Origin of the sequence: Paenalicyclobacillus macrosporangiidus, from assembly GCF_900116805.1 — a bacterium.
GTDB lineage: Bacteria > Bacillota > Bacilli > Alicyclobacillales > Alicyclobacillaceae > Alicyclobacillus_H > Alicyclobacillus_H macrosporangiidus.
On record NZ_FPBV01000014.1, the window covers coordinates 53,053 to 72,835 of the forward strand.

19 protein-coding genes are annotated in these 19,783 nt (G+C 65.7%); 3 read left to right on the top strand and 16 right to left on the bottom strand.

Annotated features, from left to right (window positions below; genetic code table 11):
- Positions 1–51 precede the first annotated feature (51 nt).
- The 12 genes from hemW to BM357_RS12220 all read right to left on the bottom strand — a co-directional run bounded on the left by hemW (position 52) and on the right by BM357_RS12220 (position 12,888).
- Complete coding sequence (gene hemW / locus BM357_RS12165) at positions 52–1,305, bottom strand: radical SAM family heme chaperone HemW (protein WP_083430471.1); 1,254 nt, start codon at positions 1,303–1,305, stop codon at positions 52–54.
- Positions 1,306–1,310: 5 nt separating this feature from the next.
- Positions 1,311–3,113, bottom strand: coding sequence for a translation elongation factor 4 (gene lepA, locus BM357_RS12170; RefSeq protein WP_074953680.1), 1,803 nt, complete (start codon positions 3,111–3,113; stop codon positions 1,311–1,313).
- Between the two features lie 161 nt (positions 3,114–3,274).
- On the bottom strand, positions 3,275–5,296 hold the full coding sequence (locus tag BM357_RS12175) for an ABC transporter permease subunit (RefSeq protein WP_074953684.1): 2,022 nt from the start codon (positions 5,294–5,296) through the stop codon (positions 3,275–3,277).
- A 126-nt stretch (positions 5,297–5,422) separates the two neighbouring features.
- Entirely contained in the window at positions 5,423–6,511 is a 1,089-nt protein-coding gene (locus BM357_RS12180; protein WP_139234699.1) for an ABC transporter substrate-binding protein, read from the bottom strand.
- 195 nt (positions 6,512–6,706) lie between these two features.
- On the bottom strand, positions 6,707–7,543 hold the full coding sequence (locus BM357_RS12185) for an ABC transporter permease (protein ID WP_245783977.1): 837 nt from the start codon (positions 7,541–7,543) through the stop codon (positions 6,707–6,709).
- A 2-nt stretch (positions 7,544–7,545) separates the two neighbouring features.
- Positions 7,546–8,319: an ABC transporter ATP-binding protein gene (locus BM357_RS12190; protein WP_074953693.1), complete on the bottom strand. Its 774-nt coding sequence runs from the start codon at positions 8,317–8,319 to the stop codon at positions 7,546–7,548.
- Positions 8,320–8,342: 23 nt separating this feature from the next.
- A complete protein-coding gene (locus tag BM357_RS12195; protein ID WP_074953823.1) occupies positions 8,343–8,684 on the bottom strand; it encodes an EamA family transporter in 342 nt (113 codons plus the stop codon).
- Positions 8,685–8,689: 5 nt separating this feature from the next.
- The gene (locus BM357_RS12200) at positions 8,690–9,604 is read right to left on the bottom strand and encodes a glycosyltransferase family 2 protein (RefSeq protein WP_074953696.1); all 915 of its coding nucleotides are present in this window, start codon (positions 9,602–9,604) and stop codon (positions 8,690–8,692) included.
- Positions 9,573–10,619: a hypothetical protein gene (locus BM357_RS12205; RefSeq protein WP_074953699.1), complete on the bottom strand. Its 1,047-nt coding sequence runs from the start codon at positions 10,617–10,619 to the stop codon at positions 9,573–9,575. Before BM357_RS12205 ends, BM357_RS12200 begins: the two co-directional genes overlap by 32 nt.
- Entirely contained in the window at positions 10,612–11,574 is a 963-nt protein-coding gene (locus BM357_RS12210; RefSeq protein ID WP_074953702.1) for an ABC transporter permease subunit, read from the bottom strand. Before BM357_RS12210 ends, BM357_RS12205 begins: the two co-directional genes overlap by 8 nt.
- A gap of 172 nt (positions 11,575–11,746) precedes the next feature.
- Positions 11,747–12,436, bottom strand: coding sequence for a cation efflux transmembrane domain-containing protein (locus BM357_RS12215; protein WP_074953705.1), 690 nt, complete (start codon positions 12,434–12,436; stop codon positions 11,747–11,749).
- Complete coding sequence (locus BM357_RS12220) at positions 12,436–12,888, bottom strand: hypothetical protein (protein WP_074953708.1); 453 nt, start codon at positions 12,886–12,888, stop codon at positions 12,436–12,438. The genes BM357_RS12215 and BM357_RS12220 overlap by 1 nt, the downstream gene beginning before the upstream one ends.
- 216 nt (positions 12,889–13,104) lie before the next feature.
- Here BM357_RS12220 and BM357_RS20725 point away from each other — a divergent pair, with 216 nt between their 5' ends.
- The gene (locus BM357_RS20725) at positions 13,105–13,968 is read left to right on the top strand and encodes a lytic transglycosylase domain-containing protein (protein ID WP_425426547.1); all 864 of its coding nucleotides are present in this window, start codon (positions 13,105–13,107) and stop codon (positions 13,966–13,968) included.
- Between the two features lie 82 nt (positions 13,969–14,050).
- Entirely contained in the window at positions 14,051–15,361 is a 1,311-nt protein-coding gene (locus tag BM357_RS12230; protein WP_245783981.1) for an ArnT family glycosyltransferase, read from the top strand.
- An 89-nt stretch (positions 15,362–15,450) separates the two neighbouring features.
- On the opposite strand, the gene gpr is transcribed toward BM357_RS12230, so the two are convergent.
- Positions 15,451–16,491: a GPR endopeptidase gene (gene gpr, locus BM357_RS12235; RefSeq protein WP_342741626.1), complete on the bottom strand. Its 1,041-nt coding sequence runs from the start codon at positions 16,489–16,491 to the stop codon at positions 15,451–15,453.
- Between the two features lie 138 nt (positions 16,492–16,629).
- On the opposite strand from gpr, the gene rpsT reads away from it, so the two are divergent.
- Positions 16,630–16,908: a 30S ribosomal protein S20 gene (gene rpsT / locus BM357_RS12240; protein ID WP_074953711.1), complete on the top strand. Its 279-nt coding sequence runs from the start codon at positions 16,630–16,632 to the stop codon at positions 16,906–16,908.
- Between the two features lie 126 nt (positions 16,909–17,034).
- On the opposite strand, the gene BM357_RS12245 is transcribed toward rpsT, so the two are convergent.
- From BM357_RS12245 to BM357_RS12255, 3 genes are all read right to left on the bottom strand, one after another.
- On the bottom strand, positions 17,035–17,409 hold the full coding sequence (locus BM357_RS12245) for an alpha/beta-type small acid-soluble spore protein (protein ID WP_074953715.1): 375 nt from the start codon (positions 17,407–17,409) through the stop codon (positions 17,035–17,037).
- A gap of 52 nt (positions 17,410–17,461) precedes the next feature.
- Complete coding sequence (holA, locus tag BM357_RS12250; RefSeq protein WP_083430473.1) at positions 17,462–18,457, bottom strand: DNA polymerase III subunit delta; 996 nt, start codon at positions 18,455–18,457, stop codon at positions 17,462–17,464.
- 84 nt (positions 18,458–18,541) lie between these two features.
- On the bottom strand, positions 18,542–19,726 hold the full coding sequence (locus tag BM357_RS12255; protein ID WP_074953718.1) for an NAD(P)/FAD-dependent oxidoreductase: 1,185 nt from the start codon (positions 19,724–19,726) through the stop codon (positions 18,542–18,544).
- Positions 19,727–19,783: the final 57 nt, after the last annotated feature.

The window sequence follows — 19,783 nt, forward strand, 5'->3', positions numbered from 1 at the left end:
AACGAGTGCTAAACTCACTCAAGTCGAACATAGCAACTCGGATGGAAATTGTCAATTGACGTCGAGGGGCGCCTCGTCCTCGGTCAGAGCCCCGACAAACCGCTCGAAGACCACATTCGCCACCTGCCACGCCCGCTCCGTCAAGCGCAGACGGCCCTCCTGCCAGGCCAGCAGCCCCTGGGCGAGAAGCGGATCGATCACGCCGGCAAACGCCTCCTCCATCCGCACCCCGTGCCGCAGCCAAAACCGCTCCGCCGACACCCCTTCGCGAAGGCGCAGCCCCAGCATCAGGGTGTCCTCCGCCGCTTCCGCGGCCGACACCTCGTGATCCACTTCCCAGGGCCGCCGCCCGGCCCGTACGCGGGCCGCGTATTCCTGGAGGGCGCGGACGTTCTCGTAGCGCCGCCCGAACGCGTAGCCGTGCGCCCCCACACCGGCCGCCCAGTACGGCTCGTTGCGCCAATACACCAGGTTGTGGCGCGCCTCGCGCCCGGGCCGGGCGAAGTTGCTGACCTCGTAATGGCAGAAGCCCGCAGCCGCCAACTCCTCGAGCACCAGGTCGTACATGTCCGCCTCCAGGTCCTCCCCGGGCAGCGACAGCAGGCCCTGCTCCCGCCAGCGGGCAAACGGGGTCCCCGGCTCCACCTTCAGCCAGTAGGCCGACACGTGCGGCACCCCGAGCCGCACGACCTCCCGGACGCTCTCGTGCACGTCGTTCAGGGTCTGGTCCGGCAGCCCGAACATCAGGTCGAGGTTGAGATTCGTGAAGCCCGCGTCCTGGGCCATCACGACGCTGCGGCGGATGGTATCGGCGTCGTGCAGGCGGCCGATGGCGAGCAACAGGCGCTCGTCGAACGTCTGCGCACCGAAGCTGAGCCGGTTGACCCCCGCCTCGCGCAGCAGCGCCAGCTTCTCCGCGTCCACCGTCCCCGGATTGGCCTCGACCGTCACCTCGGCCCCGGGCGCCAGGCGAAAGCACCGGTGGAGCGCCGCGAAGACCTGCTCCCACTGGCGCGCCGACAGCAGCGTCGGTGTCCCGCCCCCGAAGAACACCGTCTGAAGCGGGGCCGTCGCCGCCTCGCCCAGCAGCCGGAATTCCTCTGCCAGCGCCACGACGTACGCGTCCATCGCCGGCCGTGGCGCCACGTACGTCGTAAAGTCGCAGTAGTGGCAGCGGCTGGCGCAAAACGGGATGTGCACGTACAGCGAGGTCGGTACCGCGCTGTGCAGGGTGTCCACCAGGCGCCCCCGCGCCGCCGGATGCTCCCGCGGCGTCTCCGCCAGGCCGCCTCGGTTCACATCCATACCCATCACTCCATCTTCAACACGGCCATGAACGCCTCCTGGGGCACCTCGACGCTGCCCACCTGCTTCATCCGCTTCTTGCCTTCCTTCTGCTTCTCGAGCAGCTTTCGCTTGCGCGTGATATCGCCGCCGTAGCACTTCGCCAGCACGTTCTTGCGCATCGCCTTGATGGTCTCGCGAGCGATGACGCGGTTGCCGATGGCCGCCTGAATCGGCACCTCGAACAACTGCCGAGGGATCAGCTCCTTCAGCTTCTCGCACAGGGCCCGCCCGCGCGGATACGCCTTGTCGCGGTGGACGATGAACGACAGCGCGTCCACCACCTCGCCGCCCAGCAGGATGTCCATCTTCACCAGGTTGGACGGCTGGTACCCGGCCAGCTCGTAGTCGAACGACGCGTAGCCACGCGTGCACGACTTGAGGCGGTCGAAGAAGTCGTACACAATCTCCGCCAGCGGGAGCTCGTACTTCAAGGTGACCCGGGTCTGGTCCAGGTACTGCATGTCCTTGAACACGCCCCGCTTCTCCTGGCACAGTTCCATCACCGCGCCGACGTAGTCGTTCGGCGTGATCACGGAAGCGGTCACCATCGGCTCCTCCACGTGTTCGATGCGCTCGGCCGGTGGCATCTTGCTGGGGTTGTCGACCTCGACCCGGGTGCCGTCCGTCAGGTACACGTGGTACACCACGCTCGGCGCCGTCGTGATGAGCGTCAGGTTGTACTCCCGCTCCAGGCGCTCCTGGACGATCTCCATGTGCAACAGTCCGAGAAAACCGCAGCGGAACCCGAACCCCAGTGCGCTCGACGTCTCCGGCTCAAACGTCAAGGCCGCGTCGTTGAGCGACAGCTTCTCCAGCGCCTCTCTCAGGTCCTGGTAGTCGCCGCTGTCCACCGGGTACAGGCCGCAGAACACCATCGGCGTCACCTTGCGGTATCCCGGCAGGGGCGCCGCACACGGCCGCCCGGCGTCCGTCACCGTGTCGCCGACGCGCGTGTCGCGCACGTTCTTGATGCTCGCCGCGAAGTACCCGACCTCGCCCGCCGCCAGGCTCTCCACCGGGGTCATGCCCGGGCGGAACACGCCCACCTCGACCACCTCGAACTCCGCCTGGGTGGCCATCATCCGGATGCGCATCCCGGGGCGGATTTCGCCGTTGACGACGCGAATGTAGACGATGACCCCGCGGTACGAGTCGTAGTGGGAGTCGAACACCAACGCCTGCAGGGGCGCCTGCGGATCCCCCTGCGGCGGCGGAACCTTGCGCACAATCTGCTCCAGCACCTCGTCAATTCCGATGCCCGCCTTGGCGGACGCCAGCACCGCCTCGCTCGCGTCGAGCCCGATGATGTCCTCAATCTCCTGTTTCACGCGCTCCGGATCGGCGCTCGGCAGGTCGATCTTATTGATCACGGGCAGAATCTCCAGGTTGTTGTCGAGGGCCAAATACACGTTGGCCAAGGTCTGCGCCTCGACCCCCTGGGCGGCGTCCACCACCAGCAACGCCCCCTCGCACGCCGCCAGGCTGCGCGACACCTCATATGTGAAGTCCACATGCCCCGGCGTGTCAATCAGGTTCAGCTCGTACTCGATGCCGTCCTGCGCCTTGTAGAACAGGCGCACCGGCTGCAGCTTGATGGTGATGCCGCGTTCCCGCTCCAGGTCCAACTGGTCGAGCAACTGGTCCTGCATCTCCCGCTCCGAAACCGTTCCGGTGCGCTCCAGCAGGCGATCCGCCAGCGTCGACTTGCCGTGGTCGATGTGTGCGATGATGCAGAAGTTGCGGATTCTCTGCTGCCGATCCGTCATGCCCGAGCGCCACCTCCCGCCGTGTAGGGGCGCCCGCCGTGCGGATTGCCCGGCGCGGCCCCTACGAAATACGCCGCGCCCCACTCAGGCGCGGCAGCCCGTCAAAACGCGGCATGATTATATCACTCCAGTGCGGCCAGAGACAACGGATTCGTTTCTGCTCATCTGGTCCGTTGTTCCTCGTGCAGCGTAAACGGCGCAGTCCGGGTCGACATCTTCCGAACCACCTCGTACCTCCACCCCAAGGGAGGGGCGCCCGCTCGCCGGGGCACCGTTTGCGCCACGATTCGAAGGCCCGTCACCAACAGGTTCAGTGCGATGACGGTGAGGGTCAAGAACACGATGGGCCCCGCCAGCACCCACGGGGTTGCGGCAAAATCGCGGGCGTTTTCGGCCACGAGCGCGGTCCAGTCCAATGAGGACGGGTAAAACACCCAGACTGGTGCGGAGTACACGGATTCCAGCCGCCAGCTCGGCATGATGGGGTACTGGAAGAACCCCAGTGTCGAGATGAGGAGCAGAACGCGGCCCGATTCGACGGCGAACAGCTCCAGCATGACCATCACGAGAGCTCGCCAGTGATGAATGAGCAATTTCGTCAGCGCCGAGTTGCCGGCGATTTCCGCGGCCTCCATGTATTCCTTTGCGGCGGCATCCTCCAACCTGCGGACCATGGCATCCGCCGCACGCCCGATCTCGATCACACCGATGATTGCCATGTACACCCACCGATGCACCGCATCCCAATGTATTGAATTTTGGGAAATCCGAACGCCATACCAATAGACATCGGGAATTTGAAGAATGAGCAGTGCCAGCAAGACGCTGGGCACGACACTGACCAGCGAGCTCCAGGTCAAGACCAGCTCGCGAACCCAACGTATCCGCCACACAGAAGACACGAGTGCGAGAATGGTGGCGGCCATCACAATCCCGCTGACAGGGATCAGCACGTATCCAAAGGTGGGCAGGATTCCGTGCAGGGTACGGCTGAGCATGTCCCTCCCTTGGGCGTCGGTGCCCAACCAATGGATTCGTGACGGCGGAAACGGCGGCGCAGTGATGGTGTCGTTGGGACCGAAGTGGATGACATCCTGCTGTTCGGGAGGTGGCAGCGGCAGCCACTGCGCAACCACGCCCAGTGCAACCATCGACAAGAGGGTCAGGCCACCGCCGATCATCTGCCAGGGCACGCCGAATCTCCAGCTGGACTCGCGCAAGGGTGCGGCATACGGGTTGAACGACCGACGATATCTAATGGCTCTCAACAGCAATCTCGCCAGTCCCCACGCCATTCCGTACACCAATCCGCACGCGAGCACGCCGCCGAAGACCAGTGGCGCGTCATAGGGGTAATATTGCACGTCGTTGGTTGGCCAAATGGGCGTGTAAATGGGCGCGAATCCTTTGTTGCCCATAGCTTCGAACAACATGGAGACCACTCCGGGACGATAGAGGAGATACTCCACCATCACCAGGTTGGAGAACAGCAGTCCGATGACAGGCACAACGCTCTCCAAGACCACCGGAAGGCAGTTCGGCAGGACGTGCCGGGCGATGACCCTTCTCCTCGACAACCCCTTTGCGTACGCGGCGACCAGGTACTGCTGTTCCAGTTGCTCCTCCACCACGCCTCGTACCATGCGCGCCAAGTACATGGCGGGCACAAGGCTGATCAATACCGCGGGCACGAGTGTCCCCGACCAGAAGGCTCGGCTTCCGACGAAGGACACCTGGATCTGATGGCGCAGCAAGTAGAAACTGAGCATTTCCAACACGAGGATCATGAAAAAATCCGGGAGGGACTCCATCAACCACTGCAGGCCGAACGACAAAAGCGGGAACCGGCCCCCATGGTGTCCCCGGACCCCATCGTAGATCCCCTTGGCCACACCGAACACGATGGTGATCAGTAACCCAATCGCCACGAGGACGAGGCTCGACGCGAAACTGGACACCACAATCTCGACCACGGGACGGCCCTGGATGACGTCCATGCCCAAAGATCCGTGCGCAATTCGGTGCCACAAATCCTCCAAATGGTCCAGGTAGGCGGACCAGCGAAAATAGACAACGGGGGTCCTCAACTGAGCGATCTGGGGTCTCGGATCCGCACCATGCGGAAACGCAATCAGCAGAACCAGCACGACCGCGACGACCAGCCAACGCACGAGCGTTTTCAAGACTGCCGCCTCACTTCATCCGCGAATCCCCCAAATAAGCATGAGACAAAAGAATGAGACGAGAGAAAACATTCTGTTTCGAACCCAGCAGGGATCCCCTCCCCGCCGTCCCCCGCAGGCGAGGCATCACGCCCCGCCTCCGAGCTGTTTCTGCGCCTGCTTCAGGAACGAGTCGTCGACCATGCTGCCCACGTCGATGTCGCCCTTGACAAAGCCGGCGCCCTGATAGAACTTCAGTTGGTTTTCGATGTTTGCCGGATCGACCTCCGCCTTCGGATCGACGTAAATCAGCTCCGTCTTCACGACGTCGGCCGGTTGTTTGGCGTACTTGGAGATGATGTCCAGCCCCTTCTTGTAATCCGGGTCATCCGCGTTGTGGTTCCCGTACACGTGCTGGTTGTAGAACTGCACCGCCCGCAGGTAGCCCTCCATGAATTTGGTGGCGGCGTCCGTGTGCGTGCGGAAATTGGGAGAGTAGGCGATGACGAGCAGGTCCGCCTTGACGTTGTCGTCCACCCAGGCGATGAGGTGCGCCTTGCCGCTCTGCAGCTCCTTGTTCGCCGCCGGTTGCGGCAGAATCGCCGCGTCCACCTGGCCCGACTCCACCGCAGCCGCGATGTTGGACGTGGTGTGCAGCGGCACCTCCTGCACGTCGCCCAGCGTCATGTTGTACGACGCCAGCATCGACCCCAGCAGGTAATCGAAGGTCGATCCCGCCGTCGTATTGCCAAACCGCTTGCCCTTCAGGTCGGCGACGCTGTGCACGCCGGCGTTCCACGCCTTGTCGCTCGCCACCAGCGCCTCGAACTTCTGGCCCGGCCAAATGCGGCCCTTGTCGGCGACGATGTACTCCTTCTTGCCGCTCGCCCACAGGTTGAACAGGCTGGCGGTGATGCCGGTTGCGCTGACGTCGAGGGTGCCCGCTGCCGTGGCGACGTCGATGTCCCCGGCCGCCTCGTACGTCTTCAGCTGCACGTCGAGTCCGAGGTCCTTCCAGTATCCCAAGTCCTCCGCCAGAAAAATCGGCGCCGAACTGACCAGCGGTGTCGTCCCGACGGTAATGGTCGCCGTCGATCCGCTGCTCCCCGCCGAAGGATTCCCTGGTGCCGAATTCGCGGTGTTCGAGTCCCCGGACGTCCCTGCTCCAGACGCGCCGCATCCGGCCACCGCCACCATCGCCAGCGCCAGCGCGGCACCCACCCAACGCTTGTTCAACACTCCACTCCTCCTCTGTCTTGGGGCCCCGACGGCGGAGCCCCATCCCTTGCCTCCACGGCGTGTTGGATGATTTTCGAATCATCATACGATCTCTGCTTCGATTCAACAAGAGGATCGACAGATGGCGGCTGGACCGCCGCCGGGGCCGCCCCCTGCAGGCGCCCCCGGCACCGGGCTGGCGCCCCGCTGGCATCAATTCGCCTGCCAGGGCAACAGACGGCGCTCCAACCAAGCCAGCCCGCGGCTGATGACCAGGCCCAATACGCTCAACACCACCACGCCGACCAGGACGTCGGCCGTCAGCATCAGCGACGAGTACTGCAGAATCATCGCCCCGATGCCGTGCTGCGCGCCGATCATCTCGGCCGCCACCAGGATGAGAAGGCTCAACCCTGCACCGATGCGCAGTCCCGCGAAGATGGTCGGCAGGGAAGCCGGCAGGATCACCCGCCACACGAGGGTCCAGCGCGACGCCCCGAAGCTGACCGCCGCGCGAAGCAGCGACGGGTCGGTGTTCCGCACCCCGGCGTACGTGTTGAACAGGACCGGGAACATCACCTCGGCCGCAATGACCAGCACCTTCGACGCCTCGCCCGCCCCGACCCACAGGATGAGGAGGGGGATGATGGCCAGCTTTGGGATGGGGTAAAGCGCGCCCGCCACCGGGAGCCCGACGCGCTCCGCGATGCGCGAGAAGCCGAGCCACAAACCGAACAGGATGCCGGCGCCCGCTCCGAGCGCGTAACCCGCTGCGATGCGGCCCAGGCTGGCACCCGTGTTCACCCACAGGTCGCCGCTTTGCACCAACTGCACACCCGCTTGAAAAATCGAGACAGGGCTTGGCAGATCCGCCTCCGGGATCACGCCGAGTCCCGTCAGCGCCTGCCACAGGACCAACAGAGCGACGACACCCGCCGGCGCAATCCACGCCGGGGCCCGCCGTTCCACGAATCCCATCCGGTAGCGCACCGGATGGCGTTCCGGCACCTCCTCCGACCGGCCGAATGCTCGCTGTCCTTCGACCGACATCGTCATCCCTCCACCAATGCCTGCTCTGCGTCGTGCCGAATGGTCTGCCAGATGGCGTCCGCGAAGCCCAACAGCTTCACCTGCGCCTCCGGTGCCTTGCGGGCCGCGCGCGGAACGTCGATATCCACCACGCGCACCACCCGGCCCGGCCGGCGGGACAACACCACCACCCGGTCCGCCAGCGCCACCGCCTCCTCGATGTTGTGCGTGACGTACAACGTCTTCTGCCGGACCGATTCCCACAGGTTCAACAGCTCTTCTTGCATGATCAGGCGCGACTGCGCGTCGAGTGCGGACAGCGGTTCGTCCATCAGCAACACGTCGGGCTCGATGACGAACGCGCGGGCGATTCCCACCCGCTGCCGCATGCCGCCGGACAGTTGATGCGGGTATTTGTCTTCGAATCCCTGCAGCCCGACCTTGCGGATCATCTCGCGGGCCCGCTCACTGCGCTCCCGCTTCGGCATTCCCAACTGCTCCAGGCCGAACTCCACGTTCCGCTGAACGGTCCGCCACGGGAACAGCGCGTGCTCTTGGAACACCACGCCGATGCGCGGACTGCGCCCCGCGGCGCCCTCGAAAAAGATCTGACCCCGGGTGGGCTCGGTGAGCCCCGCCACCATCGACAGCAGGGTCGACTTCCCGCATCCGCTCGGGCCCACAATGGCGACGAACTCCTGCTCCGCCACCGTGAGATGGATGTCGTCGAGGGCGACCGTCTCACGCCCGCGCCGATCCCGGTAGACCTTGGAGACCCCGTCGACCACCAGACGCATTCCGGTTCCCTCCCATGTTTCCGTCAGCGCGCCACGAACAGGACCCCGATGAGGATGATCCCGAGGCCGATCCAGCGCGTCACCGGCACCGTTTCATGGAAAAACACGAGCGCCACCAACACCGCGGCCACGTAGGCGAGGCTCTGCATCGGATAGAGAAGGCTCAGCGGCAGTTGCTTGAGCAGATAGATCCACACCAGCGTCGCCACGCCGTACAGCAGCACGCCGCCGAGGATCCACGGAGAGAACAGCGCCCGCAACAGGTCCCCAATGCCATGGAGCGACAGGGAAGCAATTCCGATCTTCCACATCGCCTGGCCCGTCACCAGCAGGGCGATGTTCACGGCGACCAACAGGTAGTTCATGCGCTTCACTCCGTCTTGTTCAACAGCAGTTGGTAGACATCCCGGTGCTGGCGCACGATGGTGTCGAGGATGAACCCGCACGTCACCGAGATGGACGCCAGCATCATGAAGCCGACCGCCAGGATGGCAGACGGGATCTTGGCGATCTGATGCGTGGCGATGAACTCCGTGATGACCGGCACCCCCACTAGCAGACCGAGCACGAAAAACACGATGGCCGCCGTGCTGAAAAACGCCAGCGGTTTGTAGTCTTTAAAGATCCAGAACACCGTCCGGAGCACCCGCATGCCGTCACTGAACGTGTTCAGCTTGGAAAAGCTGCCCTCCGGGCGGTCGCGGTAATCAATCGGGATCTCGACGATGCGAAACTTCTTGTCCAGCGCGTGCAGCGTCATCTCCGTCTCGATTTCAAACCCCTCGCTGGCCACCGGCATGTTCTTCACGAACAGCCGGTTGAACGCCCGGTATCCGGTCATGATGTCGCGCAGGTCGGAATGAAAGAGCGCATTGATCAGCCACTTCACCAGGTTGTTGCCGAAGTTGTGGAACGGACGCTTGTTTTCCTTCGTGTACGATCCGTTGGAATGCCGATCCCCGATGACCATGTCCGCCTCGCCGCGGACGATGGGTGCGATGAGGTCGTGCACGAACTCCGCGGGATACGTGTCGTCCCCGTCGACCATGACGTACACGTCGGCATCGATCCCGCGGAACATCGAGCGCACCACATTCCCCTTCCCTTGGCGCGGCTCCCGCCGGACGATAGCGCCCGCGGCGGCCGCCACTTCCGCCGTGCGGTCGCGAGAGTTGTTGTCGTACACGTACACGTCCGCCTCGGGCAGCTCCCTGCGAAAGTCCGAGACGACCTTGGCGATGGTGGGTTCTTCGTTATAACAAGGAATCAGAACCGCGATCTTCAAACTGTCGTGCCTCCACTCCCCGGTTGTCCGCCAACAGCGTAGCACAGCCGGGCCGGCGCCGCCACCCGACGCCGGGTCCGCCGGCCATGCGCCTCCTTCTGTCTCTGCCCCGCGGCCAGGCGGATGGTGCCCAACTGGCGTCGCCCCGCGCCGGCTCCGGCGCCAACCCGGCCGCCATCAGGCGCAGCCCGAGGATCAGCACGCACAGGGCCAGAGTGGGAAACAGGACGGGCGCCGGGTCGGAAAACCAGTGCTGGCTGGCGGCGCCGATCAACGCCGGCCAGTCCAGTTGCCGGGTGTCGATGACGACGGCGTTGTCGGTCCGGATGAGGCGCAGATGGCTGAAGATCCCGAAGTACGCCAGCTCTCCCATCACCGCCAGCACGCGGGCGTACGTCAAGGGGAGGTACTCGGCGAGATAGGGCCGCCACCAGGGCCACACATGGCGAACGAGGATGCGCACGGGCCCGCACCCGGTGGTCCGCGCCGCCTCGATGAACGGGCGGCCGAGCATGAGCCGCAGGTCGCCCTCCAGGGTCGGGGCGAAGCGCGCACTCTCGAGCAGCGCGATGACCAGGTAGTACCAAAGGCTCAGGCGGGCAGAGAAATAAATGCCGGGCGCCTCCAACAAGAGCAGCGCGACCAGCATGGGCGGCACGAGAGACATCAGGCCGGCCGCGAGATCGAACAACGGCAGAGGCACATGCCATACCGCCCGCAACAACGCGATGGCGCCGGACATCCCCCAGATGGCCAATACCAACAGGGTCGCATCGCGCAAGGTGGGCAGGGCGCCGTACAGGATGCGGGCGAACAGGTCGTGCCCGTCCTGGTCGGTGCCGAGCCAATGCAGGCGAGAGGGCGGAAAGGGCGGCGCGCTGGCCGTGGCCGCGTGCCACACGTCCTGGGCGTAGGGGGACACGTGGACCCACGCCTGGGGATACGCGCCCATTCCAATGATGGCCAAGGTGAGGATCGCCCCTGCGGCGGTGCGCGCGTTCAACCATTCAGGCACCCATCATCCATCTCCACCGGCGCTCCGCCCACCACCCGATTCCCCGCATCACCGCGGTGAAGAGCGTGAAAATCGTCAGGTAGGCGGTGAGCGCCGCGATTTGAAATTCGCCTGGCGAGGTCCACAGGGTGCTGAACCCGAGCCCCGTGTGGCCGAGCGCCTGAAGCGCGCCGAAGACGGCCCCGTGCTGGCGCATACCGATGAATTCCACCGCCACCAGGCCGCTCATCGCCATCGTGTACACCGTGGGCAGCTCGATGGCCAGCTTCGGCAGCGCGTTCTTCAGAATGTGCCGGAAGACGACCTCCCGCCAGCGCAGCCCTTTGCCGAGAGCGGTGAGGACGTACCGCTCGCCGAACTGTTGGCGCAGCGTCACCGCCAGCACGCGCGCCACGTACATCCCGGGTGCCCAGGTGAGCATCACGGCACACACAGCCGTGCCGCCCCAGAACGTCTCGTCGGGGAGCATGGGCACCGGGTCGCCACGCCAGAACATGCGCAAAAACAACGTCCCCATCTCGACGAGGATCACGAGGCCGAACAGCGGCAGGGCGTCCACCACCCAGCACACCGCCCGCACGCCGCGGTACCATCGCGCCGCCAGGAACACGTCGCACAGCCCTTTGAGGATGCCGAACCCGTACGCCCCGACCACCGCGAAGACGACAAACCCCAGGGTCAATGGCAAATGCCCGAGAGCATCCTGAATCGCCTGGCGGTGCGCCGGCGCCGCCGGATGGACGAACAGCGACAGGGCGCTCAGCATGTTGTCGCCCCAGGTGTCGCGGACGCCGCCGCGCGGCGGGCGGATGTGCCGCGGCAGGGACGCGGCGGACAGGAGCACCAGGAACAAGATCAGCCCGTACAGGCCGCGGCGCAGTCCCGCCTGAACCCAGGGGCGGGCGGAGCCTGTCGTCCGTGCCGCGCGGGCCTGTGCCATCCCATCGTCGTGCACCGCGCACCCCTCCCACCATCCGAGACCCCGGCGGCGGCGTGGCCGGGCGTCCCTGCGTCTGCCCTCTATTGCAAACCATTTCTTGAAAACAATCAAGAGAGACAAGCCGAAAAAAAGAGAAAACGCCTCCCCGCCGGAGACGGGAAGGCAAGGGGGAGGCGAACGGGCGGGTTCACAAGTTCGCCGAAGGGGGTTCGGACGCGGGATCCGAACGATGATGGTGCAGGTGCGGAGCGCCCGACCGTGCCGCCTCAGCCGATTCCAACGCCTCCCGCAGGACAAATGCGATGATGCCAAGGGCGGCGGCCGCGTCCACCCACCACCATCCGAACGCTCGCTGCAGCAAGAGCCCTGCCAAGAGCGCCCACGCCATGCAGGCGCAGGTCATGCTGCACGCCGCGTCCCCCAGCAGCGCGTGGCTGTGCAGCTTGCGCCCGAGGCGGCGTTTGACGAGCGCCAGCCAAGGGGTGATCAGGCTCGACGCCACGGCCACCGCCAACCCGAGTGGGCTCTCCAGCATCCCCGAGCGCAGGGCCAGCGCTTGCCCGGCCTGAAACGAGATGAACCCCGCGAGGGCGAACAGGCAAGCCGCCACGAGGGCGGAGGAGACGCGTTCCACGCGATCCACCCACCCATGGTCCGGATGGCCCCGCTCCCACCACAGGCGAACCCATAGGATGACCCCGGAGACAAACTCAATGCCGCTGTCGGCGCTGAACGCCGACAGGGCCAGACTGCCCGCGCGCACCGCCGCAAATCCGCTCAGCGCGGCTTCGGCCAGAATCCAGAGCAGCGAGGCGGTCTCCACCCACAGCGCCAACGTGAGCCACGACATCCGTTGCGCTTCCGCCCTGGCCTCCATCACGGCTGTCCCCCGCCGGAGGCCGCCGGGCGCTCCAAGAACAACGTCTCGAGCAGGCCGGACAGCAGGCGTCCGAAAGCGTCCTGCACGTGCACCCCCACGATGACGCCGCCGCGATCGAGCGTGTGTCCAATCGGGCTCTGCATCCCCGCCAGCCTTTGATCCCACGAATCGAGCCGGCCTGGAGATCCCGCAGCGGTCACCGGCGAGAGCGGGCTCGACTGCCCAGACAGAGCCCCGGGGTCTCCCCCGGCGGCGACACCTGGTGCGGCGGTGGACGCGCCGACGGGTCCCGCCGGCAACGCCGCCGGTCCCGACAGGGCGCGGATGCCCGCCGCGACCATCGACAGGGCCGCCGCGCTGGCGCCCAGCACCAACAGGCTGAACAACACCCCCGCCAGTCCCCGCTTCACATACCGCCGAACCTGCATCCACGTGCTCTTCATGGACATCCCTCGCCCTCGTGCGCCTTTGTGCCCGATGTATATGAATGAAGCGGACAAATTATCACTCTAGCGGACGGTTTGCCAGGTTACGAGAGACGGCAGATGGGTGCAGGAATTGAGAGGGGACGCGGCGAAATGAGCGTCAGCATAGGACGGACAGACCGTCCGGCGATGCACTGCCGGCATGGTCGCACCCAAAGGCATGATCAAGGGGGTGTTGGGATGACCGCCGAACTCCGGGTCTCACCGCTTGCAGCGCCCAGTCCCGGCCAGGGGCTGACGGCGCCAGGTCCCCGTGGGAGCGGCGCTTCCGCCGCGTCCGCCGCAAGCTCGGCCGCCGGCCGGACCCCTGCGTCGGGCGGGACGACCGCGCTGCCCGCGGACCCGTCCTTCTGGGAGATGTGGACCCAATCGATGATCTCCCAACTGCCCGTGCCCGGGCTGGACCCAGCCGAATCGGGCGGCGATGACACAGGGCTTGATCCCTTGACCTTCTCCGGTATCCTGCCAGGGTTCTCCGCGTCCGCGCTGGGAACCGCACTCCCGGGGCTTCCCGCCTGGACCTGGCTCGCGCTGGCCAGCGGGCTGAGCGCAACGGGGACACCGGCACCAGATGCGCTCGGCCAAACGAAACCCGCAGAACAGACCGGGGCCACGGGTTCCGGTGCCCAGCCTGCAGGAACGGCACACCCGGGGGAAGATGGCAGCGTGGCCGGTCTCGTCGCGCAGGCCGCCGCCCGGTACGGTGTTCCCGCCGGCTTGGTGATGAGCGTGATCGCCCAAGAATCCGGCTTTCGTCCAGATGCCCAAAGCCCCGCGGGGGCTCAGGGGTTGATGCAGCTGATGCCGGACACGGCACGCATGCTCGGCGTCACCGACCCGTTCAATCCCGCGCAGAACATCGACGGCGGCGTGCGCTACCTGGCGCAACTGCTCGCCCGCTATGGCGGCGACGTGTCACTGGCGCTGGCGGCGTACAACGCCGGGCCGGCCGCAGTGGACCGCTACGGCGGCATTCCCCCCTATCCGGAGACCGTGCAATACGTGCAATCGGTCCTCTCCCGTTGGACGGGCACGGCTTCGTAGCCCCTCGCCAGGGGACGCGCGCCGCGGCATGTGTTATACTCGCCTGGGAATCGGACGAGGAGGGGGACGCAGGCCGTTGCGCGTGGTGAAGCGGTGGATAACGTGGCTGCAATTGAACCGGGAACGCTGGATATATGCCATCCTCCTGTTGGCGCTGGCGGTCCGGGCGGCGGTGCTGGTCCGGTATCGCCTCAGCCTGACCCTGAACAGCGACGACGTGGGCTACATGCACAGCGCCATCTGGCTCCTGCAGTACGGGCGCTTCACCTACCATTCGCCCGATGAGCCGACCGCCCACATGATGCCCGGCATCACGCTGCTGTTGGCGGCGGTGTTCGCGGTCTTCGGGTGGGGCCCCTGGGGCGTGATGATCGCCAAGGGGGTCATGTGCCTGTTTGGCGTGGCCGCCGTCTATGGCGTCTACCTGTGCGGACGCGAGGCCTGGGGGGTGACCGCAGGGTTGGTGGCGGCACTCGGGTGCGCTCTGTACGTCCCCGGCATCTTGACGGACACGCTGCTGCTCACTGAACCTCCGTTCACCGCCAGCTTCGCCTGGCTGGTCTATTTCTGCATGCGCCTGGCGCGCACGCGCCGCACCCGCTATCTCCTAGCCGCCGTGGGCTGCTATCTGTTCGCATTGTTTTTCCGGCCGACGGTCGCCCTCTTCCCGCTGGTGGTGCTGGTGTATCTCCTGTCGCACCGCTATCCCCTGCGCACGCTCGCCCGGCACGCCCTCCTCGGTGCGGTCGTGGTGTGCTTAGTCCTCGCCCCGTGGTGGGTGCGCAACGAGCTGGCGTTCCACCGTTTCGTTCCGTTGACCAACGGATCGGGCGACCCCCTGCTCCTCGGCACCTTCCAGGGTGAAGGGTATCCCCCGGGGACCTATCAGGAGACATTGAACGCCATCAAGGCGGCCCATCCCGGCATCTCCGCGTTCAATCTGTCCATCGCCGAGCAACAGGTGGCGGAGCAAAGGATTCAGGCGTGGTGGCAGGCGGACAAACGGTCCTTCTTGCACAGCTATCTCTCCGTCAAGCCGGAGATCCTCTGGGATCGGCCGTTTTATTGGAAGCCCATCCTGCGCGTGAAGCAAGAGACCATGCGCTGGGTGCAGCCTCTCCTGGTACAGGCCGGGTGCCTCGGCTGGATCCTCGCCTTCCTGCTCGGGTGGGGCCGACGCCGGGAGGCGCTCTTCGTCATGATCACGCTCTTGTATTACACGGCCCTGTACTCGGTGTACTTCGCCTACGGCCGGTACAGCCTTCCGTTCATGCCGCTGATGTTCCTCGGGGTCGGCGCCGGACTGTGGGCGCTGGGTCGCGCATCCTGGCACCTGTGGCACGTGATTCGCCGGCATTTGCCTTCCCCGGCAGAGGGTCAGACGGGCCCCTGAAGCGCGTCGGCGGCCCCACGCCCCATGTCCGTGGCCCCATCCGTGGCCCCATCCGAGGACCCATCCATGGACCCGTCACCGTGCGTCCGTCAGTGCGTCAACTGACTCGCGTCCTCCATCGTCATGGACGGATGCAGCGCCAGGTTCAGTCCTCGCGCCACCACCTCGGCGACGTCGTCAATGAATTCGTCGATCTCCTTCGGCGTCACCATCAGATTGTTCCCGAGGGGATCCAGCACTTCCTTAATGAGCTGCCACTTCTCCTGCGGGCTGAAATGGTCGAAGATCTGACTGGCTCCGTTACCCGGCACGGTTTCCTTCAACTTCACCAGGATGAGCTCCATCGCATCGTTGGCGATGGTCGCCGCGTCGACCACGGTGGGCACGCCGACGGCCAGCACCTTGCAACCCAGCGTCTGTTCATCCAATGCCTTCCGCTTGTTCCCGACGCCCGCACCCGGCTGGATGCCGGTGTCCGAGATCTGGATGGTGGCGTTGACCCGGTTGAGCGACCGCGACGCCAAGGCATCGATGGCGACCACCAGATCCGGCCGCACATGCTCCACAATCCCCTTCACCACCTCGGTCGTCTCCACGCCTGTCACCCCCAGGACCCCGGGGGAGACAGCGGCGACGGTCCGGTAGCCCTCGTCGAGCAGATCGGGAAAGTACTGAAACAGATGCCGGGTCACGAACATCCTCTGGGCGACCTTGGGCCCGAGTGCGTCCGGCGTCACCTGCTGGTTGCCCAGTCCGACCACCAACACCGAGGCCTGCTCGGGGACGTTGAGCAGGCGTTCAAACTCCTTCGCAAACTGTTCGGCCACGCGCTGCTGCAGGTCGGGGTCCCGCCGCCGCAGACCGGGCACCTCGATGGTCACATAGCGTCCCGCGCGTTTGCCGAGCGCCTGCTCCCCCTGTCGATCCCGGACATGCACCCGGGATACGCGGATGCCGTCGAGCGCCTCGGTCTCCTCTTCCACCCCCGGCACGGTCTGCGCCCGCCGGCGGGCCATCTCATGCGCCTCAATCGCCAGGTCCGTGCGCGGACTGTAGCTGTCCATCTGTCCCCAACCATCCTCATCTCCCCGCGCCCCGTGGGCACGCAGCCATGGGTGGGCTGCCTTCATCCGACCGCCTCCCGTCCTCATCTTCACGTCTTTAAGCTGCCGCCTCCGGCGGTCCGGTATACAGCACGATTGCAGTTCCACAGGCGATGTGATAGACTGACCTTTGTCTGCAATCGAGGGTGGCAAGGAGGTGGCACTGTGCCGAACATCAAGTCCGCAGAAAAACGCGTCCGCACATCCGCACGGCGTACGCTGCGCAACGCGTCGCTGAAGTCGGCGTTGCGCACGACCATCAAGAAGTTTGAACGCGCCCTCGCGCAAAGCGACCTGGAGCAGGCGCAGATCACCCTGCGCATCGCCACGCGCGCGCTGGATAAGGCCGCGACCAAGGGCATCATCCACCGCAATGCGGCCAACCGAAAGAAGTCCCGCCTCACCCGGCGGTTCAACGCAGTCAGCCGAGCACAGCAGGCCTGAGCACCTTCTCGGTGTGACAAAAAACGACCCCCTGGCGGGTCGTTTTTTGTCTGTATCGCACTGTTCCCCCATGCAAAAGCCGAGGCCAAGGCCCCGCGTCCGAGCCTCCGACGGGATCGGATCCGCTCACCGGCCCGGCTCCGGACCGGTCCGCTGGCCGAGCAGGGTTCGGACCTGCTGCGGATTCGCCAGATGCGAGGACTTCGTCAGTTCCTCGCGGGCGATCCGCACCAACCTCTGGACCATCGTCCCGCCGATTTCACCGCCCAACCTCCCGGCTTGCCGAGCGGTCGCCACGCCGGGATCGGCCTCCCCAGCCCGGCGGGGCACCCCTCCGTGCGTCGGTCGTCGGATCGGTTTCCCATCCGGACGCGCCGGCCACGCCTGGGTGGTGGTGCCGGCGACGAGGGCGCCTTCCTGGCGTTTTTGCTCGATGACCTGCTGCTTCAACCGGTTCATGGCTTCCCGCGCCTCGGGAACCAACAGCCGCCGTCTCGCCATCCCTGCGCCCTCCTCGTCCACGTCCCTATCGCATGCGCTGGCCAGACAGCCGTCAACAGCAGGCCAGAACCGCCAACTCCAAGGCGTGCTGGGGATCCCGCCGCCCGCTTTTCACATCGAACTCCAGGTCAGCCAGGACAGTGAGCAAGCGCTCCATCCGCTCCGGGCGCACGCGCGCCGCCTGACCCGCGGCCACGCGGACCGCGTAGGGATGCGCGGCCACCTCGGCGGCAATTTGCGCGTGCGACATCCCTCGCTCGCCGAGGACGCGCGTGTACCACATCAGGCGAATCTGGCGGGCAATCAGCGCAAACAGTTTCAGCGGGTCTTCGCCCTTTCGCTGCACGTCCGCCAGCGCCCGGAATGCGCGTTCCGCACGCCCTTGGACCACGCCGTCTATCCATGCGAACACGTCGTCCTCCAGCGGCGGGGCGACCGCTTCCGCCACGTCCGCCGGGGTGATGGGGCGCTCGCCGGTAAACATCCACAGCTTGCGCATCTCCTGCAGGGCCTGCGACACGCTCGCGGTGCGGCGCCAGAGCTCCTTCATGGCCGCTGGACGGATGTCCATCCCGTCAGCGGCGGCCAGTTGCTGCAGGATGGCGAGCGCCTGGGTCTCCTTCGGTGGATGGCAATCGATCACGGTGTGCTGCTTGGCCAACTTCACCAGTTTCTTTCGCTCGTCCAGTTTGTCCTCGACCGTGATGACCAGCGCCCGCCCCGGCACCGGCCGGGCCAGATACGCCTCCAGCGCGTCGGTGGCAAAGCGAGCCCGGCCTCCCGTGGCCATCGCGGTGCAGCGCTGCAGCACGACGACCGGCCGAACCTGGAACAAGGTCAAACTTTCGAGGGCGAAGACGGCGTCGTCACACCCTTGTTCATCGAACGCGAATCGCTGGACGTCGGCCGGCCCCTGGTCGTCTCCCAAGCGATTGCGGAGCGCCTGAATGAACGACTCGGCCAGCGCGTGTTCGTTGCCGACGAGCGTGAACACCCCGCTCCCGTCGCCCTCTTGCACCGCCTTCATGGCGCTCGTCCAATCCAACACCGAGCGTCCGTCCCTCCTTCGGCGCCCCGCGCAGGGGCGCCAGGATGCGAAAAACCCCGGTGAAGCCCGGGGTGGTGGAGTCCATCAGGTCAGATGCACGATTTCGCCCGTCTTCTCCGCGGTCAGCCGCAGACCGCCGAGCTCCCAGAAGTACTTGACCTTCGTCGCTTCCTTCGCCAACCCTGCCAAAAAACCCTTGACCGGAAATCTGCCGATGTTGCCGACGCCCACCTCGCGGCCGAGCGAGGCCAAGGTGCCCTTCAGGCTGGGCCGGAACACCTTGAGCGGGTGTCCGTGCACCGCCGAGCTGACGTTTTCCGCGATGCAATGCCCCATCTGCGTCGCCAACTGGGCCGTCGGAGGCAGCGGTTTGCCCTGCTCGTCCTCGACCCAGGCCGTGTCGCCGCCGACGAACACGTGGTCGTCGTCCACGGACCGCAGATACGCGTCCACCTTGGCGCGCCCACGCCGATCCACCGTGAACCCCGCCTCGCTGAGCAGCGGGTGCGCGCGTACGCCGCCCGTCCAGATGATGGTGCCCGCCCGCACAGGGTCGTCTCCCTCCACGTGCACCTCGCCCGCCTCCACTTTGACAATCTTTGTGTTTGTCCGCAGCCGCGCCCCCTTTTCGGTCAGCGTGCGGGCCGCCACCTCGCGCAACTCCGGCGACACCTGCGGCAGGATGGTGGGCATCGCCTCGATGTTCTGGATCTCGACCGCCGTTCGGTCGATCCCGTAGCGAACGCACAATTCGGGGATCCAGTCGACCAATTCACCGACCAATTCGATGCCGGTCAACCCGGCGCCACCGACGACGATCCGCAGATGCGTCGAGTCGCCGTCGTTCTTGTACGCCTCGAACTGGGACTCGATGTGGCGGCGGATCTGAATCGCCGTGTCGATGTTGCGCAGCACGAGGCTGTGCTCGGCCAGTCCGGGGATGCCGAAGTACTCGGGCACCCAGCCGAGAGCGACCACCAGCCACTCGTACGGATACTCGCCAGCTTTTCCGACGGCCACCCGGCGTGCCCGATCCAAGCGCACGATTTCGTCCTGCACGAAACGGGACGTGGGCTTTCGTAGCATGTTCCGGATCGGGACGGTGTATTTCATCGGCTCCCCACGGCCCCCGGCCGCTTCGTGCAACAGCGTGGTAAAATAATGGTATTCATGGTTGTTGACGAGGGTAAACGGTTCCGAAATCCGATCCAAGCCGGTGGCGGCCATCATGCCCGCGTATCCGGCCCCCACAATCAGGATGTCTGCCATGGTGCCTCCCTCTCCCAACGCCTCTGTGTCAGTGGACGACGGACAATGGTGCTGTTC

Bases quoted from the DNA above. Each gene is read 5' to 3' on its own strand.
- lepA (WP_074953680.1), bottom strand. From the start codon at position 3,113: ATGACGGATCGGCAGCAGAGAATCCGCAACTTCTGCATCATCGCACAC.
- BM357_RS12185 (WP_245783977.1), bottom strand. From the start codon at position 7,543: ATGTCGGTCGAAGGACAGCGAGCATTCGGCCGGTCGGAGGAGGTGCCG.
- BM357_RS12215 (WP_074953705.1), bottom strand. From the start codon at position 12,436: ATGGAGGCCAGGGCGGAAGCGCAACGGATGTCGTGGCTCACGTTGGCG.
- BM357_RS12255 (WP_074953718.1), bottom strand. From the start codon at position 19,726: ATGGCAGACATCCTGATTGTGGGGGCCGGATACGCGGGCATGATGGCC.
- gpr (WP_342741626.1), bottom strand. From the start codon at position 16,491: ATGAAGGCAGCCCACCCATGGCTGCGTGCCCACGGGGCGCGGGGAGAT.
- BM357_RS12190 (WP_074953693.1), bottom strand. From the start codon at position 8,319: ATGCGTCTGGTGGTCGACGGGGTCTCCAAGGTCTACCGGGATCGGCGC.
- BM357_RS12220 (WP_074953708.1), bottom strand. From the start codon at position 12,888: ATGTCCATGAAGAGCACGTGGATGCAGGTTCGGCGGTATGTGAAGCGG.
- hemW (WP_083430471.1), bottom strand. From the start codon at position 1,305: ATGGATGTGAACCGAGGCGGCCTGGCGGAGACGCCGCGGGAGCATCCG.
- BM357_RS20725 (WP_425426547.1), top strand. From the start codon at position 13,105: ATGACCGCCGAACTCCGGGTCTCACCGCTTGCAGCGCCCAGTCCCGGC.
- BM357_RS12195 (WP_074953823.1), bottom strand. From the start codon at position 8,684: ATGAACTACCTGTTGGTCGCCGTGAACATCGCCCTGCTGGTGACGGGC.
- BM357_RS12245 (WP_074953715.1), bottom strand. From the start codon at position 17,409: ATGGCGAGACGGCGGCTGTTGGTTCCCGAGGCGCGGGAAGCCATGAAC.